The following is a 17727-nucleotide window of genomic DNA, read 5'->3' as shown; positions in this document are numbered from 1 at the left end:
CGGCCATCACCGGGGAGCCTTCGGAAGAACGGCGCGCGAGCGCTCAGTAGAACCGAACGGGTGAGCCCGTCACAGCTCACAACGAAGCGGTCCGGCCCGCACGACGGCCGGGCAAGCGGGGTGGTACCGCGGTCTCGGCGCACCGGCGCCGGCATCGTCCCCGTGCCCACGACGCGCGCACAGCGCACCGGCACGGAGGAGACCGACGCCCGACATGGCGGACCAGACAACCACCGAAAACGCTTATCCCCGAGTCGATCTCGGCGAGGGCGGCCAGGTGTCGTTCCCGGAGCTGGAGCGGCGCGTGCTGGACTATTGGGCCGCCGACGACACCTTCCGCGCCAGCATCGACAACCGTTCGGGCGCAGAGGAGTTCGTCTTCTACGACGGCCCGCCCTTCGCCAACGGGTTGCCGCACTACGGGCATCTGCTCACCGGATACGTGAAGGATTTGATCCCGCGTTTCCAGACCATGCGCGGTAAGAAGGTCGAGCGTCGTTTCGGCTGGGACACCCACGGCCTGCCCGCGGAAATCGAAGCGGAGAAACAGCTCGGTATCACGGACAAATCACAGATCGATGCGATGGGTCTCGCGGAATTCAATGCCGCGTGCAAAAGGTCTGTGTTGCGTTACACCAACGAGTGGCGCGCGTATGTGACCCGTCAGGCCCGTTGGGTCGACTTCGACAACGACTACAAGACCCTCGATCCCGACTTCATGGAGTCGGTGATGTGGGCGTTCAAGTCGCTCTACGACAAGGGCCTGATCTACCAGGGTTTCCGGGTGCTGCCCTACAGCTGGTACGAGCAGACCCCGCTGTCGAATCAGGAGGCGCGCCTCGACGACGCCTACCGGATGCGCCAGGATCCGGCGGTCACCGTGGACATGCCGCTCGCGGTCCCCGCCGATCATCCGCTGCGCGAACTCGACGGCGCGAACGCGCTGATCTGGACCACCACGCCGTGGACGCTGCCGTCGAACCTGGCGATCGCGGTGCATCCCGACATCACCTACGTGCACGTCGAGGGCGCGGACGGCAAGCGGTATCTGCTGGCGGCCGAACGGGTTTCGCACTACGCCCGGGAGTTGGGCGAGCGGCCGCGCGTGCTCTCGGAGCATTCCGGGGCGGCGCTGGTGGGCCTGCGCTACCGTCCGCCGTTCGACTTCTTCGCCGGTCACCCGAACGCGCATCGCGTGCTCGAGGCCGACTACGTGACCACAGACTCCGGTACCGGCGTGGTGCATCTCGCGCCGGCGTTCGGTGAGGAGGACATGGCGGTCTGCGCGGCCAACGACATCGAGATCGTGCAGCCGCTGGACCCGGGCGGCCGGTTCACCTCGATGGTGCCGCCGTACGAGGGCCTGATGATCTTCGACGCCAATCCGGTGATCATCAAGGATCTCAAGGCCGCGGGAAAGCTGTTGCGGCACGAGACGATCGAGCACTCCTATCCGCACAGCTGGCGGTCGGGGCAGCCGCTGATCTACATGGCGGTGCCGTCCTGGTTCGTCGCGGTCACCAAGTTCCGCGACCGGATGGTGGAGCTGAACAAGCAGATCACCTGGGTGCCCGAGCACATCCGCGACGGCCAGTTCGGCAAGTGGCTGGAGAACGCGCGGGACTGGAACATCAGCCGCAATCGCTATTGGGGCGCGCCGATCCCGGTGTGGGTGTCCGACGATCCGGAGTATCCGCGCGTCGACGTGTACGGCTCGTTGGATCAGCTCGAGCACGACTTCGGGGTGCGCCCCGCCGATCTGCACCGGCCCGCGATCGACGAGCTGGTGCGGCCCAATCCCGACGACCCGACCGGCAAGTCGATGATGCGGCGGGTGCCGGAGGTGCTGGACTGCTGGTTCGAGTCCGGGTCGATGCCCTACGCGCAGGTGCACTACCCGTTCGAGAACAAGGAGTGGTTCGAGGGCACGCACGACGAGAAGGCGCACAGCCCCGGCGATTTCATCGTCGAGTACAACGGGCAGACGCGCGGGTGGTTCTACAACCTGCACGTCCTGTCGACCGCGTTGTTCGATCGGCCCGCGTTCAAATCCGTTGTGGCGCACGGGATCGTGCTGGGTGACGACGGGTTGAAGATGTCCAAGTCCAAGGGCAACTATCCCGATGTCAACGAGGTGTTCGACCGGGACGGCTCGGACGCCATGCGGTGGTTCCTCATGGCGTCGCCGGTGCTGCGCGGCGGGAATCTCATCGTCACCGAGCGCGGTATCCGCGAGGGCGTGAGCCACGCGCTGCGGCCGCTGTGGAACGCGTGGACGTTCCTGCAGCTGTACGCCTCGAAACCCGGTGTGTGGCGGACCGATTCGCCGCATGTGCTGGATCGCTACATCCTGGCCAAGCTGGCGGCGACGCGCGACGTCATGACCGAGGCGCTCGAGGTCTACGACATCGCGACCGCCTGCGACGCGTTGCGCACCTTCGCCGACGCGCTCACCAATTGGTATGTGCGCCGGTCGCGTTCGCGCTTCTGGGACGAGGAGCGCGACGCCATCGACACCCTGCACACGGTGCTCGAGGTGACCACCCGCCTGGCGGCCCCGCTGCTGCCGTTGATCACCGAGGTGATCTGGCGCGGGCTGACCGGCGGCCGCTCGGTGCATCTCACCGACTGGCCCGCCGCGACCGATCTGCCGAAGGATCCGGAGCTGGTGGCGGCCATGGACGAGGTCCGCACGGTCTGCTCGACCCTGCTCGGCCTGCGCAAGGCCCGCAACCTGCGGGTGCGCCTGCCGCTGTCGGAGGCCACCATCGCCGCCCCCGACGCCGAGCGCCTGGCCCCCTTCACCGACCTGATCGCCGACGAGGTCAATGTCAAGAAGGTGGACCTGACCACGGATGTGGCCGCCCACGGCCGCTTCGAACTGGCCGTCAACGCCCGCGCGGCCGGTCCGCGCCTCGGCAAGCAGGTGCAGACGGTGATCAAGGCGGTCAAGGCGGGGGAGTGGACCGAGAGCCCGGAGGGCGTGGTCAGCGCCGCCGGCATCGACCTGCTTCCGGAGGAGTACACCCAGCGCCTGGTCGCCGCCGAACCCGAGTCCACCGCCGCCCTCCCCGGCAATGCCGGCCTGGTCGTGCTGAATTCGGAGGTCACCGAGGACCTCGAGGCCGAAGGCTGGGCCCGCGACCTCATCCGCGACCTCCAGGAAACCCGAAAGTCCCTGGGCCTGGACGTCTCCGACCGCATCACCCTCACCCTCGAAATCCCCCCGTCCCACCTCCCCTGGGCCGAAACCCACCGCGCCCTCATCGCAGGCGAGGTCCTGGCCACCACCCTCACCTTCGGCAACGCGGGGCCGAACGCCGCCGAGCTGGTGGGTGGCGTACGCGCCTCGATCACCAAGGCGTGAGCGGGTCCTAGGGCCCGACCCCCTCCCATGTTCCTCGTATCCGGCGCCCCAGCGCCGGATACGAGGACCCGCAACATAATTCGATAGCCGCGAACCCCATCCACCTCTAATGTCACCCCCATGACCACCCACTACCTCAACGTCATAGACGTCGAGGCCACCTGCTGGCAGGGCAAGCAGCCGAAGGACCAAACCAGCGAGATCATCGAAATCGGCCTGTGCGTCATCGATCTGACGACGCTCGAGCGGGTGGACAAGCACAGTGTGCTGGTGCGGCCGGAACACTCGACGGTGAGCGAGTTCTGTACCCGACTCACGACCCTGACGCAGGAACAGGTCGACGGCGGCGTCGGTTTCGCCGCGGCCTGCGAATGGCTGCGGAGGGAACAGGACTCGACGGGCCGGGTGTGGGCGAGCTGGGGTGCCTACGATCGCAAACAGTTCGAAAGCCAGTGCGCCGCAACGGGAGTCGAGTATCCGTTCGGCCCGCATCACATCAACGCCAAGGCGGAGTTCTCCGAATCTCTGGGCACCACACAACGTTTCGGCATGGCCGGAGCCCTTCGGCTGCGACAGATCCCGCTCGAGGGCACCCACCACCGCGGCGGCGACGACGCCTGGAACATCGCCGCCCTGATCATCGACATGATCCGCCGCGGCGTCGGTTTCGATCACCCCTGACGCAACACCGCCAGCTCGATCTCCAGCAACAACCGATCCGCCGCGTTGTCCAGATCGATCCCCATCAACTGCGTCGCCCGCCGGATGCGGTAGCGCAGTGTATTCGGATGAATGCGCAAATCCGTTGCCGCCGTGCGGACGTCACCGCGGCGGGTGAGGTAGACCTCGAGGCTGCGGCACAGGTCGGCGGAGTAGCGGGTGTCGTAGTCGAGCAGGGTGGTCAGGCGGGGGTCGCGGAGTTCGGGGTGTTCGCTCACCAGGGTGAGGATCTCGGCGAGCAGGACCGTCGTGCGGGAGCTTGCCAGGGTGGTGACCCGTTCGGCGTCGGGGAGGGTGGCGGTGCGGTCGAGGACGCGGTCCACCTCGGCGCGGGCGCGGGCGACGTCGGCCAGGCCGTCGACGGGGGCGGCGATGGCGGCGCGCAGGTCCAGCCCGGATCGTTCGGCCAGTTGGCCGATGACCTGCCGGGTCCACGACGCCACCCGATCCGCCGAATGATGGTCGGGGAACAGCACATACATCCGGTCGCCCAGCCGCGTCGTCAGGCAGTCCTGCCGAAAGGCGCTGGCGTGCAATCGAAGTGCGACCGTGCCGCGATGCAGGACGTCCTCGTCCGGTGCGTCGGCGGCGTGCCGGGCGAAGCCGATCACCGCCGCGCGGCCGTCGGCGGGCACCGCGAAGGTCTCGGCGAAGATCGGGATGTCCACCTCGCCGCCGTGCTCGCCGAACAGTCGCTGGATCAGCAGCGCGTCCGAGGTCGGCGCGTGCCGGGTCCGCCAGATCACCCGCGCCGCGATGGCCGCCGCGCCGCGCAGCACCCGCGCGCTGTCGGCGTCGAGCGGTTCGGTGCCCTCCTGCACCCAGATCGTGCCGAGCCAGGTGCGTCCCGCCCCGCCGCGCCGGCCGGGCTCGCGGATCCCGATGGCCACCCGCCGCCGCGTCTCGAACTCCGGTTGCGCCGAAACCTCTACGGCCTCACCGGTATTGCGCAGCCGATCGAACACCCCCTCGCGCTGCAACCAGTGCAGATAACCCGCCGGACCCTGCCGCCCCAGCACCGAGGCCCGCCGCACCACATCCGCCGACGCCGTGCTGTCGGCCGAATACGCCAGCAGCCGCGACTGATCGTCCTCGATGCTCACCAGCCCCCGCGTGGACTCGGCCACCGACTGCGCCAGCCCGAACAGGTCGGTGTCCGGCCGCGGCATCGACTCCAGCGCCCGCGGCCCGGCCCCCTCCCCGATGATCCGGCCGATGAGCGAGTGCACCATCTCCCACCGCGCGTGCGGATGCACCGCGACCACCGCGATCCCCGCCTCCTGCGCCGCCGCCCGCAGCCGTGCCGACGCGCCCTTGGAGAACACCACCCGCGGCCGATGCGCGGCCGGACACCGCCGCCCGAGATCGCACAGCCACCGCGTGGCGTCCTCGTCGGCCACGCCGACCTGGAGATACACCTCCGGCAGCGCCCGCCCCGGCGGCATGTCCATGTGCAGATCGTCCACGTCCATGAACGCCACCGAGTCCACGGTCACGTCCTCGCCCGCCGGGGCGTCCAGCAGCGTGACGACCGCGCTGGTCAGCGCCGACACCAGCTCGGACAGCGGTATGAACTGCTTCACACTCTTCATTCAATCGGACGAAAATCCGGCTGGCAATTCGGCCGCTGGGACAAGGGTCTGCGCGCCCGGATGGAGTGTATTCGAGCCATGGACGCGATAACCTCCGTTCCCGCCCCGGCGAACGAGCCGGTCCACTCCTACGCCCCCGGCACCCCCGAACGCGCCCGCCTGCGGGCCGCGCTGCGCGAGCTGACGGACCACCCCACCGAGATCCGCCACGTCATCGACGGCGAGCACCGACCCGGCGCCGGCGCCCGGGTGGAGGTGGTGCAGCCGCACCGCCACGCCGCCGTGCTGGGCGCCTTCCGCGTGGCCGAACCGAGTGACGCGCAGGACGCCGTGGATACCGCGGTGAGAGCCGGAACCGCCTGGCGCGCACTGCCTTTCGACGAACGCGCCGCGGTCTTCCTGCGCGCCGCCGACCTGCTCGCCGGACCGTGGCGCGAGACCATCGCCGCCGCGACCATGCTCGGCCAATCCAAATCGCCGTATCAGGCCGAGATCGACGCGCCCTGCGAACTGGTCGACTTCTGGCGCTTCAACGTGCACTTCGCCCGGCAACTGCTGGCCCAGCAACCGAATTCGAGCCCCGGGGTGTGGAACCGCACCGACTACCGACCGCTCGAGGGTTTCGTCTACGCGATCACCCCGTTCAACTTCAGCGCCATCGCCGGAAACCTGCCCACCGCACCGGCTCTCATGGGCAACACCGTCGTGTGGAAGCCCTCGCCCACCCAGGCCGTCGCCGCGTACCACACCATGCGGCTGCTCGAGGCCGCCGGACTGCCCCCGGGCGTGATCAACCTCGTGCACGGCCACGGCCCCGAGGTCTCCGACGTGCTGCTGACCGATCCGCGCCTGGCGGGCATCCACTTCACCGGCTCCACCCGCACCTTCCAGCACCTGTGGCGCGAGGTCGGCCAGCACATCGATCGCTACCGCACCTATCCGCGGCTGGTCGGCGAGACCGGCGGCAAGGACTTCGTGCTCGCGCACCCCTCGGCCGACCCCGAGGCGCTGGTCACCGCGCTCATCCGCGGCGCCTACGAGTACCAGGGCCAGAAGTGCTCGGCCGCCTCCCGCGCGTTCGTGCCGCGGTCGCTGTGGTCGCGGATCGGGGACGAGCTGATCGACCGGATCGGCTCGCTGCGCTACGGCGACGTCACCGATTTCACGAATTTCGGTGGGGCCGTGATCGATCGGCGCGCCTTCGACCGCAATGTCGCCGCCATCGAACGGGCCAAGGCCACCGACAGCCTGACCGTGGCCACCGGCGGCGGCTACGACGACGCCGTCGGCTGGTTCGTCAGCCCCACCCTGCTGGTCGGCGACGACCCCACCGACGAGGCGTTCCGCACCGAGTACTTCGGCCCGATCCTGTCGCTGCACGTCTACGACGACACCCGCCCGCACGCCTTCGACGAGGTGCTGCGCCTGGTGGACTCCGGCGCCGCGTACGGCCTCACCGGCGCGGTGTTCGCCACCGACCGGACCGCCGTCGAGAAGGCCGGCGCCGCACTGCGTTTCGCGGCGGGCAACTTCTACGTCAACGACAAGCCGACCGGCGCGGTGGTGGGGCAACAGCCGTTCGGCGGGTCGCGCGCCTCGGGCACCAACGACAAGGCCGGTTCCGCGCTGAACCTGCTGCGCTGGACGTCCCCGCGCTCGATCAAGGAGACCTTCGTCCCGGCCACCCGCCACGAGTACCCGCACCAGGAGGGCGGTCCCGATGAGTAACAACCCGCTGCGCCCCGCCCTGCTGGCCGCCGCCCGATCCCCGCGCATCGAACGCGGCCTGACCGGACTGCCCGTCACCCGCCGCATCGTCGACCGCTTCGTCGCGGGCGAGACCCGCGCGGCGGTGCTGGACACCACGCGAGAGCTGTTGGCGCGCAACCGCTTCGTGACCATCGACTACCTCGGCGAGGACACCCTCGACCCGGACCACGCCCAGCGCGTGGTGGACGAATACCTCGATCTCGTCGCGGCGCTGGGCGCCTTGTCCGGCGACGACTCGAATCTGGCCCGCCCGCTGGAGGTCTCGGTGAAACTGTCGGCGCTGGGCCAGGCGCTGCCCGGCGACGGGCACACCATCGCCCTGCACAACGCCCGCAAGATCGTCGAGGCCGCCGCCACCGCCCGGGTGTGGGTCACCATCGACGCCGAGGACCACACCACCACCGACTCCACCCACGCCATCGTGCGCGAGCTGCGCCGCGACCACCCCGACACCGTCGGCACCGTACTCCAGGCGTACCTGCGCCGCACCGAGGACGACTGCCGCGACTTCGCCGCCGCGGGCGCGCGGATCCGGTTGTGCAAGGGCGCCTACGACGAACCCGAATCGGTGGCCTTCCGCCGCAAGCGCGAGGTGGACGACTCCTATCTGCGCTGCCTGCGAATCCTCATGCGCGGCAACGGGTATCCGATGGTCGCCACGCACGATCCGGCCATGATCGAGGCCGCCGCCCTGCTGGCCACGGCGACGCCGCGCGGACGCGAGGACTTCGAATTCCAGATGCTCTACGGCATCCGGCCCGCCGAACAGGACCGGCTGGTGCGGCTCGGCCAGCACCTGCGGGTGTACGTGCCGTTCGGTGACCAGTGGTACGGCTACTTCGTCCGGCGGCTGGCCGAGCGCCCGGCGAATCTGATGTTCTTCCTGCGGTCGGCCGTCCCCGGTCGATAGAGAATCGGCACGTTGTTCAACGTGCCGTTGTTCAGCGGCAGATTTGTGGTACGGTAACTCGCGTGACAGTGACGGGGCCCACCCCGAGTCCGGCTTTCGAATGAGGGGATAGCCGGGCCACCACTGTCTCGGACTTCCCGTGGTCGCTCTACCACGGGAACGCGAACCGATGCCCGGCGGGCGCGGACACCCACCAGTGACGCCACCCGCGTTCGCCGGGCACGGTGAGCCTTTTCGTCATTTCGCGCACTTCGTTCCGCTCGGCAGTTATGCTCGGCAACTATCACTGTCAAGTTGAGGTTCCATCCGCACCACCAGGCAGGCTTCGCCCGGTCGAGTGTGAGAGCAGTGTCCGGGCCCGGTCCGTCGCGGTGGTGTACGCCGACCGGAGGGCGAGTGAATGGCGACAACACTGCACGGCAGCGGCGTCCGGCCACTACGGGCCGGTCTCCTGGCGGCCCTGGCCGTCGCGATCTGGGCCGCCCCCGCGGCGGCCGATGTGGATCTGATCAGCGGTAGTGCCAGCGGGAGCGCGTCCGGTTCCGGATCGGGATCGTCCTCGCTGAGCGCGGACGGGCTCGCGAACATCCCGATGGCGAGTCCGCGCGCGATGGCCGCGCTCAGCGTGGCGACCTCGCAGACCGGCAAACCGTACGAATGGGGTGGGGTGGGACCGTACGCGTACGACTGTTCCGGCCTGGTGCAGTGGGCGTTTCGCTCCGTCGGCATCCTGCTGCCGCGCACCACCTGGGAGCAGGCGCGGGCGGGCAGTGCGGTGCCGTTCTTCGCGCTCATGCCCGGCGACGTGGTCATCGTGAACGACGACGGGTCGCACGAGGGCATCTACGCGGGCGGGGGTCTGCTGCTCAACGCTTACGACGTGGGCGTCGGCGTGGTGCTCACGCCGTTGAGCGAGTTCCACATCTACGCCATCCGCCGGTTCTTCTGAACCGGGTCAGACGCCGACGGCCTCCTCCATCTCCTCCTCGGCCGAGCGTCGCGCGTGCACCGTCGCGGAAACCCGTGCGGCCCGGCGACGTTCGGTCGAACCGGCGATCACCACCAGCGCCACCCCGGCCGCGAGCCACAGCGCCAGGCTGGCCATCCGGCCGCCGAATCCGGCCCCGCCGTCGAAATACAGCAGGCTGCGCGCGCCCTCGACGAATCCCGCGCCGTTCCAGAAGCCGTGCAGCGCACCGAAGAAGCCGTTCTGCAACTCCGGCCGGTACACCCCGCCGGAGGTGGTGAAGTTGAGCATCACGAACAGCACCATCATGGCCAGGGTGGTCCAGCGGGTCAGGAAGGTGTGCGCGCCGATCCCGATCAGCAGGATGCCCGCCGAATACAGCCAGCCCATCGCCCAGATCTGCGCGTAGTCGTGGTCGACGATCCCGAACACCGGTCCCGCCAACACGATTCCGATGACGCTCACCGCCAGCGCGGTCGCGATCCCGATCAGCGCCCGCAGCGCCGCGCTCAGTCCGGCCCCGGCCGCGCCGATCGCCGCGACGCTGCCGTAGGAGCCGATGCTCAGCGCCACCAGCAGGAAGAACAGCCCCTGCCCGGTCGGATCGCCGGGGGAGGTGGCGGCGACGTCGGTGGTCGTCATCGGTACGTGCTGGGTGTCGGCGACGCGGCCGAAGACGCTGCGCACCGCCATGGCCGTGGTGTCCGAATTCGCCTCGGCGACAAGCACTTCCGGTCGCGCGGCGTCGGGGACGTAGGCTCCGGCGAGCGCGCGGTCGCGCAGCTGGGACACCGCGGCGTCCCGATCGGGCACGGTGACGACCTCGAGGGCGTCGCCCGCGTCGTCCTTCAGCGTCTGCGCCAGCACCTTCACCTGCGGCGTCTCGCCGACCACGGCCACCTTCAGGTGATTCGGCTCGGGCTGGTGGAACGCCCCCAGATACGCCAGCCCCATGCCCAGGCACATCAGCAGCGGAGTCAGCAGGTGAACGGCGACGTGCCGGAGCTGACGGGAGACCATGCGACCACTCCAATGGTTGGTAAATACAACTATGACGACCTCCGTACTGTACCGCCTCATCGTTGTACTATGCAACTATGACCCCCAGCGCGCGGAACGCGGCGATCCAGACCATCCAGCGCGAGCTGACCGCCTTCGCGCGCCGCGCCCGGGGCCGGGCAGCCGAGTTGCATCCGGAATTGACGCTGGTCGCGGCCAGCATTCTCGATCTGGTCATCGATCGCGACGGCTGTCTGGCGGCGGAGTTGGCCGAGCACTTCCTGCTGGACAAGTCCACGGTGAGCCGCCAGGTCGCCGCCCTCGAACAGCAGGGCTACCTGACCCGCGAGGTCGATCCCGCCAACCGCCGCAACCACATCCTGCGCGCGACGCCCGAGGGCCGACGCGTCTCCCGCGAGGCCGAACGCGCCCGCGCCCGAGCCTTCACCGAACGCTTCCGCGACTGGGACGACCGCGATATCGCCCGCCTCGCGGAGTACCTGGTCCGCTACAACGCCCCGGACGCTTAGAGCGCCCCCGACTTCTCCTGATTCGCCACCATGTCCCGCAACAAGGGCCCGTACTCGGGATGGGCCAGGGCCGAGGCGAATTGGGCCGTCAGGTAGTCGGCCGGGTTGCCGGTATCGTACCAGCGGCCGCTGATCACCTGGCCGTACACGGCGTTCGAATCGGCGAAGGCGTTGATCGCGTCGGTCAGGTACACCTCGCCGGTGCGGTGGGTGTACCAGTCGGCGACCTGCTTGCGCAGTTCGTCGATGATGCCGGGGGTGACCACGTAACCGCCGATCGCGGCGTAGGCCGAGGGCGCGTCCTCCGGCTTGGGCTTCTCGCGCAGGCCGCCGATGCGCAGCAGGCCGTCCTCGAGGGTCTCGCGGACCACCGGCACGCCGTAGCGCTTGGAGTCGGCCGGATCCATCGGCATCAGCGCCAGTACCGGGGCCTTGGTCTTGTTGTAGGCGTCGATGAGCTGCTGCGCGCGCGGGACGTCGGCGACGAACACGTCGTCGGGCCACAGCACCAGCATCGGCTCGTCGCCCAGGTTGCGCGCGGCGTTGAGCACCGGCGTGCCGTTGCCGTACGGGCCGTGCTGGTCGAGGTAGGTGATGTGGCCGAGGCGGCCGAGTTCGCCGACCTCCTCCACCGCGTCGGCGTAGGCGGTCTTGCCGTCGGCGCGCAGCTGCGCGGCCAAGGCCGGATTGGGCCGGAAGTGGTCCTGGATGAGCGACTTTCCGGCACTGACCACGATCGTGATGTCGGTGATACCCGAGGCCACCAGCTCGCGCACGGTGTGCTCGATGACGGGCTTATCGCCGACCGGCAGCATCTCCTTGGGGATGGCCTTGGTCAGCGGCAGCAGGCGAGAACCGATACCAGCGGCGGGGATCACGGCCTTGCGGATAGTCATGTGACCGATCATCACATACTCACCCGCACGGATCTGTCGGTAGGCGAGCGTAGATTTCGGGTCATGAACCCCGACCACGTCTCGGCTACGCCACGGTTCTGGCCTGGTCGTGAGGCATTCGGCGGGGTGGGGGAGGGTAGCGCGGCGCGGCCTCGCGCGCGCCCCGACGGTCAGGAATTCAGCAGCAATTTCCCAGCGGGTCGCCGGGCCTCGGCGCGCCGATGGGTGCTGCACATCGATATGGACGCCTTCTTCGCCTCGGTCGAGCAGCTGACCCGCCCGACGCTGCGCGGGCGGCCGGTGCTGGTCGGCGGCACGGGCGCGCGGGCGGTGGTGGCCGGGGCCAGTTACGAGGCCCGGGTGTTCGGGGCGCGGTCGGCCATGCCCATGCACATGGCCCGGCGGCTGGTCGGGGTGACGGCCGTGGTGGTGCCGCCGCGCGGGGTGGTCTACGGCGAGGTGAGCGGGCAGGTGTTCGAGACGTTGCGCTCGCGCATCCCGGTGCTGGAGACGCTGTCGTTCGACGAGGCGTTCGGCGAGCCGGCCGAATTGGCCGGGGCCACCGCCGAATCCGTGCTGCGCTTCTGTGAGGAGCTGCGGGCGCTGGTGCGCGAGCGCACCGGACTGGTCGCGTCGGTCGGCGCGGGCACCGGCAAACAGCTCGCCAAGATCGCCTCCGGCCTGGCGAAACCCGATGGCGTGCGGGTGGTTTCGCCCGCCGAACAGCGGGAGTTGCTGGCCGCGCTGCCGGTGCGCAAGCTGTGGGGGATCGGCCCGGTGGCCGAGGGTCGGCTGCGCTCGGTGGGTATCGAGACCGTCGGCGCGTTCGCGGCGCTGCCCGAGGCCGAGGCGGTGTCGCTGCTGGGCGGCAGCGTCGGCGCGGCGCTGCACCGGCTGGCCCGCGGCGTCGACGATCGCCCGGTGGCCGAACGCGCCGAGGCCAAGCAGATAAGCGCCGAAACCACCTACGAGAGCGACATTCTCACCCTGGCCCAGCTGCGGCCCGCGATCGAGGCGATGGCCGCGGCCGCGCACCGGCGCCTGACCCACGACGGCCGGGCCGCCCGCACGGTCGTGCTGAAACTCAAGAAGGCCGATATGAGCATCGTGACGCGCTCGTTCACGCTGCCCTACGCCACCGAGAATCTCGCCACGCTCACCGCCGCGGCGCTGCGCTCGGCCATCGATCCGCAAGAGCTGGGCCCGATTCGCTTGGTGGGGGTCGGTTTCGGCGGATTGTCCACGGTGCGTCAGGAGTCGCTGTTCCCCGAACTCGACCAGGACATCGCCGCCCGCCGCGCGCCCGGCCGCGCCGAGCACAGCGCGGGTCCGCTCGCCGCGCTCGACGAATTCGTCGCTCCCGAACCGACTTTGGCCGTCGCCACCCCGGCCGCGGCCGCGGGCCCGCAGCCGGTGCCGCCCGCGACCCGCTCCTACACCACCGAATTCTGGTACCCGGGTCGTGATGTCTCCCATCGCGAGCACGGCCACGGCTGGGTGCAGGGCAGCGGACACGGCCGCGTCACAATCCGATTCGAGACGCGCTCGACAGGACCGGGTCCGGCGTATACCTTTGCCGCCGACGACGTCGATCTGTCCCCGGCCGACCCGCTCCTTAGTCTTCGTTGAATTTCGGCGGGTAGCGTGAGGCCACTCGTGCAGCGCTGCCGGTGTGGTGGTGGCGCTCGCGTGAACGGAACCAGACCAAATCGAATGCAAAGGACGAGCATTGAAGCTTCAGATGACTGGACGCATCGCGGTCGCCACCGTGGCCGTCGTGGCTGCGCTCGGCATGTCGGCCTGTGGCAGCGGTGACAAGAACTCCGACGGCAAGTCCACCAAGACGACCACGAGCCAGGCGTCGGGCACGGCCTCGGCCAATGTCCCGCCGGTGCCGTCGGTCTCGGAGCTGAACACCCTGCTGCAGCAGACGCTGGACCCGAACGTGCCCGACTCCCAGAAGGTCGAGTACCTCGAGGACGGCCAGCAGGCGCTGACCAAGGATCCGCAGATGATCCAGAAGCTGGTCACCGCCTACCAGCAGAACAACGCCAAGATCGAGGTGACCGACGTCAAGCAGCTGCTCGACCAGCTGACCGCCAAGGTCAACTTCTCGGTCAACGGCGGCGCCCCCACCGAGGCCGACGTCCCGTTCGTCGCGCAGGACGGCAAGTGGAAGCTCCAGAAGAGCTGGGCCTGCGCCGGGTTGCAGAACCTGGGCCAGACCTCCCCGGCCTGCACGTAGTATTCGGTTCCCCCACGGCGGTATCCCGCTCCCGCTCACGGCGGTATCCCGCTCGCGCCCACGGCCGGTATCCCCACGCGGATACCGGCCGTCGGCGTGTCATGGCTCGGCGCGGCGACTTTAAGCGGAGGCTGAGAATCGTCGGACGACTTCGCTTCCGCCGAATCGGTCGCGCTAGCATCTGCCTCCGTGACGGACACGATGGTGCGAGCGGATGAGGATTCCGCGCCCGGCGACCTACCCGCGACCACCGGACGACGTCGGGGCTGGGCCGCGCCGGTGGCGTTCGTGGCCGGATTGCTCGCCGTGTTGTGCGCCGTCGCGGTGCCGCTGCTGCCGGTCGCCGTCGACCACACGACCGTGTCCTGGCCGCAACAGGATTCGCCGCGGTCGATCACCGCGCCGCTGGTGTCCTACGCCCCGTTGACCTTCGACGCGACGATTCCCGGCGCGGCCGCCGCGCAACTGGCCGAGCACGGCGGGATCGTCACCTCGACGCTGCCCGAGGGCGCGCCGGATCTGGAGCACTACGGTTTCGTCGCGCGGGTGCGGCCCGCGGGGGACGACAAGCCCGCCCGGCTCGAGCTGGTCCTGCGCAATCAGGCGCTCGCGGAGGTGCCGCTGGACGTCCTCGCCGCCGGGTCCGTCACCGTGCACTCCGATATCTCCGCGACCTCGGTCACCGGTCCCGGCGTGAATGCCGTTGCGCTGCAAGGCGATCACCGGCCGCAGCTGGTGGGCGTCTTCAGCGATCTGCCGACCGCGGCCGGGACGCGAGTGACCGCGCAGGTGGACAGCCGGTTCTCGGTGACGCCGACGCCGCTCAAGCGGGTGGCGAGCGTGCTGGCGGTGGTGTGCACGCTGCTCGCGTTGGTCGCGCTGCACCGGCTGGACGCGCTCGACGGGCGGCGGCTGAGGCGCTGGATTCCGTTGCGCTGGCGCACCTTCGGGGTGGTCGACGCGGTCGTGTTCGCGACGCTGGTGGTGTGGCATTTCATCGGGTCCACCACCTCCGACGACGGCTATCAGTTCGGCATGGCGCGGACCTCGCTGGTGTCGGGGTACATGGCGAACTACTTCCGGTTCTTCGGCGTGCCCGAAACCCCGGTCGGCACACCGCCGTACGACGTGATCGCGCGGATGGCCGAGATCAGCCCCGCGAGTCCGTGGGTGCGGTTGCCGACCCTGCTGGCGGGGGTGCTGACCTGGCTGATCCTCAGCCGCGAGGTGATCCCGCGGCTCGGGGTGGCGGTGCGCCACGATCGGGTCGCGGTGTGGACCGGGGCGCTGGGATTCCTGGCGGTGTGGCTGCCGTACAACAACGGGTTGCGGCCCGAACCGGTGGTCGCCGTCTGCGTGCTGCTCGCCTGGGTGCTGGTGGAACGGTCGATCGCGACGCGGCGGCTACTGCCCTACGGGCTGGCGATCGTGGTGGCGGCGTTCAGTTTCACGGCGGCGCCCTCGGCCTACATCTGTCTCGCGCCGCTGATCGCGGGAATGCGCACGGCGGTGCGGACCGGGGTAGCGCGGGCGGAAACCGTTGCGGGACAGCGGGGTTCGCGGATCGTGGGCTACGGCGCGATGGTGACGCCGCTGCTCGCCTCGGGGGCGGTGATGCTGGTGGCGATGTTCGGGGTCGAACCGCTGTCGGCGACGTTCGAGATGTACCGGGTGCATCAGGCCGTCGGTCCAGCCGACCCCTGGTACAACGACTATCTGGCCTATCAGTGGCTGTTCATGCCCACCGCGGACGGGTCGATCGCGCGGCGGTTCGCGATGGTGGCCATGTGGATCGGGCTGCTGGTGTGCGTGTTCGTGCTGCTGCGCAAGGGCGGGCGGATTCCGTTCACGGCGTCCGGCCCGGCCAAGCGGCTGCTCGGAATCACGTTCGGCGCAATGCTTTTCATGGCGATCACGCCGACGAAGTTCACCCATCACAACGGCATCTACGCCGGGCTGGCGGGCGCGGTGGCGGTGTTGACCGCGGTCGCGGTGGGGCCGCGGGTGATGCGGTCGCCGCGCAACCGGGCGTTGTTCGCGGCGGTGGTGTCGCTGGCGCTGGCGCAGATCTTCACCAGCGTCAACGAGTGGTGGTGGATCTCCAGTTTCGGGGTGCCCTGGCACGACAAGGCGCCCTCGTTCCACGGGTTCGGGTTCTATCTGGTGTTCCTGGCGGCGGCGCTGGTGTTCCTGCTGCTCGCGGGATGGTGGCATGTGCGCGCGCCGGAACCCGGTACGCCGCACCAGATCTCGCCGCGCGCGTGGCGGCTGGCGTCGATTCCGCCGTTGACGGTGGCGGCGGCGCTGCTGGTGGTGTTCGAGGTCGCCTCGTTCGCCAAGGGCGCGGTGTCGCAGTATCCGGCGTTCTCGCTGGCGAAGTCGAATGTGGCGGCGGTGCTGGGGGAGCCGTGCGGGCTGGCGAACGAGGTGCTGGTGGAGACGGATCCGAACGCGTCGCTGCTGACGCCGTTGGGCGGGGACGCGTTCGCGGCGTTCGGGGCGAACGCCGACGGTTTCGTGCGCGGCGGCGTCGGGGATCTCACGCCCGACGGGGAGCCGAGCAACGGCAGCAGTATCGCGGGCGCGTTCGACAACAAGCCCGGCGGCGACAGCGGCACCGAAACCGGCGGGGCCCCTTTGCCTTTCGGTCTGGACTCGGCGACCACGCCGGAGTTGGGCACGGCCGGTCATCCCGGCACGGCCGATCTGACCACGGGGTGGTACCGCCTGCCCACGGGCGGCGATCGCGGTGGTCTGGTGGCCGTGGCGGCGGCCGGGCGGATTCGCTCGGTGGACAAGGACGGCGTCGTGACGCCCGGTCAGTCGGTCGAGATCGAGTACGGCACAAGCGATTCCGCGACGACCGCGCGGCCGCTGGGCCGCGTCACGCCGCTCGATATCGGCCCCGCCCCCTCGTGGCGGAATCTGCGTGTCCCGATGGATCGGATCCCGGCGAACGCCGACGCCATCCGGATCGTCGCCAGCGCCCGCAGCCTCGACCCCACGCAATGGCTGGCCCTCACCCCGCCCCGCGTCCCTCGCACCCGAACCCTTCAGGACCTCGTCGGCTCGCAAACCCCCGTCCTCCTCGACTGGGCCGTCGGCCTCCAATTCCCTTGCCAACGCCCCTTCGACCACCACGACGGCATAGCCCAAACCCCCGAATGGCGCCTCCTCCCCGACCGAGTCGGCGCCCACGACACCAACCTCTGGGAAAGCCACGACGGCGGCGGCCCCCTCGGCTGGAGCCAACAACTCCTCCACTCCCAAACCCTCGCCACCTACCTCGACCACGACTGGGACCAGGACTGGGGCGAACTCCAACACCTCACCCCCATCGCCCCTGGAGCGGCCCCCGCCACCCCCACGGTCACCCGCCAACCCCACCCCGGCCTCTGGTCCCCAGGCCCCATAAACACCACCTGGCAGTAAGGCAACCCAGCCGCACCCTTTATTCGAAAACGCACCCCTTGCAGGGCCCTACAAAGGGTGCGGATCCAAATAAGGGGTGCGGCTGGGTTCGTGTACCTGGGGGGCCGTGCCTTGTTGTGCTTGCCGTGGGTGCTCGGCCTCACCGTTTGTTGCTTGCCTGGCCCCCCTTTCGGCCCTGTTTCTGGAGTCGGGCACTGCCCCCTCCTGTTCCTCGTCGTGGGGGCCCCCACGAGGCGGCTCGCCGGGCGGCGGCGGAGACGCCCGCAAGTAGCGCGAACAACAGCGGCGCAAGAGACACG

The 17727-nt window shown here is 69.6% G+C and carries 12 protein-coding genes; 9 read left to right on the top strand and 3 right to left on the bottom strand.

What is annotated here, in order from left to right:
* Positions 1-214: 214 nt before the first annotated feature.
* Positions 215-3367, top strand: a complete 3153-nt coding sequence (gene ileS / locus ACWDSJ_RS34865) for an isoleucine--tRNA ligase (RefSeq protein ID WP_450037045.1) — start codon at positions 215-217, stop codon at positions 3365-3367.
* A gap of 120 nt (positions 3368-3487) precedes the next feature.
* Positions 3488-4048, top strand: coding sequence for an exonuclease domain-containing protein (locus ACWDSJ_RS34860; RefSeq protein ID WP_450037044.1), 561 nt, complete (start codon positions 3488-3490; stop codon positions 4046-4048).
* Here the strand turns inward: ACWDSJ_RS34860 and ACWDSJ_RS34855 are convergent.
* Positions 4039-5670 carry a PucR family transcriptional regulator gene (locus ACWDSJ_RS34855; RefSeq protein WP_450037042.1) on the bottom strand — a complete coding sequence of 544 codons (1632 nt, stop codon included), beginning with the start codon at positions 5668-5670 and terminating at the stop codon, positions 4039-4041. The genes ACWDSJ_RS34860 and ACWDSJ_RS34855 overlap by 10 nt on opposite strands.
* 87 nt (positions 5671-5757) lie before the next feature.
* On the opposite strand from ACWDSJ_RS34855, the gene pruA reads away from it, so the two are divergent.
* The 3 genes from pruA (at position 5758) to ACWDSJ_RS34840 (ending at position 9308) form a co-directional block, all read left to right on the top strand.
* Entirely contained in the window at positions 5758-7407 is a 1650-nt protein-coding gene (pruA, locus tag ACWDSJ_RS34850) for an L-glutamate gamma-semialdehyde dehydrogenase (RefSeq protein WP_450037040.1), read from the top strand.
* Positions 7400-8359, top strand: a complete 960-nt coding sequence (locus ACWDSJ_RS34845; protein WP_450037039.1) for a proline dehydrogenase family protein — start codon at positions 7400-7402, stop codon at positions 8357-8359. Before pruA ends, ACWDSJ_RS34845 begins: the two co-directional genes overlap by 8 nt.
* Positions 8360-8759: 400 nt before the next feature.
* Positions 8760-9308, top strand: coding sequence for a C40 family peptidase (locus tag ACWDSJ_RS34840; RefSeq protein ID WP_387361676.1), 549 nt, complete (start codon positions 8760-8762; stop codon positions 9306-9308).
* A gap of 6 nt (positions 9309-9314) precedes the next feature.
* Here the strand turns inward: ACWDSJ_RS34840 and ACWDSJ_RS34835 are convergent, their stop codons facing one another.
* Positions 9315-10346, bottom strand: coding sequence for a hypothetical protein (locus ACWDSJ_RS34835; RefSeq protein ID WP_450037038.1), 1032 nt, complete (start codon positions 10344-10346; stop codon positions 9315-9317).
* A 77-nt stretch (positions 10347-10423) separates the two neighbouring features.
* Here ACWDSJ_RS34835 and ACWDSJ_RS34830 point away from each other — a divergent pair, with 77 nt between their 5' ends.
* Entirely contained in the window at positions 10424-10855 is a 432-nt protein-coding gene (locus ACWDSJ_RS34830; RefSeq protein ID WP_450037036.1) for a MarR family winged helix-turn-helix transcriptional regulator, read from the top strand.
* Here the strand turns inward: ACWDSJ_RS34830 and ACWDSJ_RS34825 are convergent.
* A complete protein-coding gene (locus ACWDSJ_RS34825; protein WP_387361682.1) occupies positions 10852-11751 on the bottom strand; it encodes a UTP--glucose-1-phosphate uridylyltransferase in 900 nt (299 codons plus the stop codon). The genes ACWDSJ_RS34830 and ACWDSJ_RS34825 overlap by 4 nt on opposite strands.
* Positions 11752-11991: 240 nt before the next feature.
* Here ACWDSJ_RS34825 and ACWDSJ_RS34820 point away from each other — a divergent pair, with 240 nt between their 5' ends.
* The 3 genes from ACWDSJ_RS34820 to ACWDSJ_RS34810 all read left to right on the top strand — a co-directional run bounded on the left by ACWDSJ_RS34820 (position 11992) and on the right by ACWDSJ_RS34810 (position 17428).
* Positions 11992-13380: a DNA polymerase IV gene (locus ACWDSJ_RS34820; RefSeq protein WP_450037067.1), complete on the top strand. Its 1389-nt coding sequence runs from the start codon at positions 11992-11994 to the stop codon at positions 13378-13380.
* 112 nt (positions 13381-13492) lie between these two features.
* Complete coding sequence (locus tag ACWDSJ_RS34815; protein ID WP_387361684.1) at positions 13493-13996, top strand: hypothetical protein; 504 nt, start codon at positions 13493-13495, stop codon at positions 13994-13996.
* Positions 13997-14185: 189 nt separating this feature from the next.
* Entirely contained in the window at positions 14186-17428 is a 3243-nt protein-coding gene (locus tag ACWDSJ_RS34810; RefSeq protein ID WP_450037035.1) for an arabinosyltransferase domain-containing protein, read from the top strand.
* Positions 17429-17727: the final 299 nt, after the last annotated feature.

Source organism: Nocardia sp. NPDC003482 (assembly GCF_053588115.1).
This window is presented reverse-complemented; position numbering and strand designations above follow the sequence as displayed.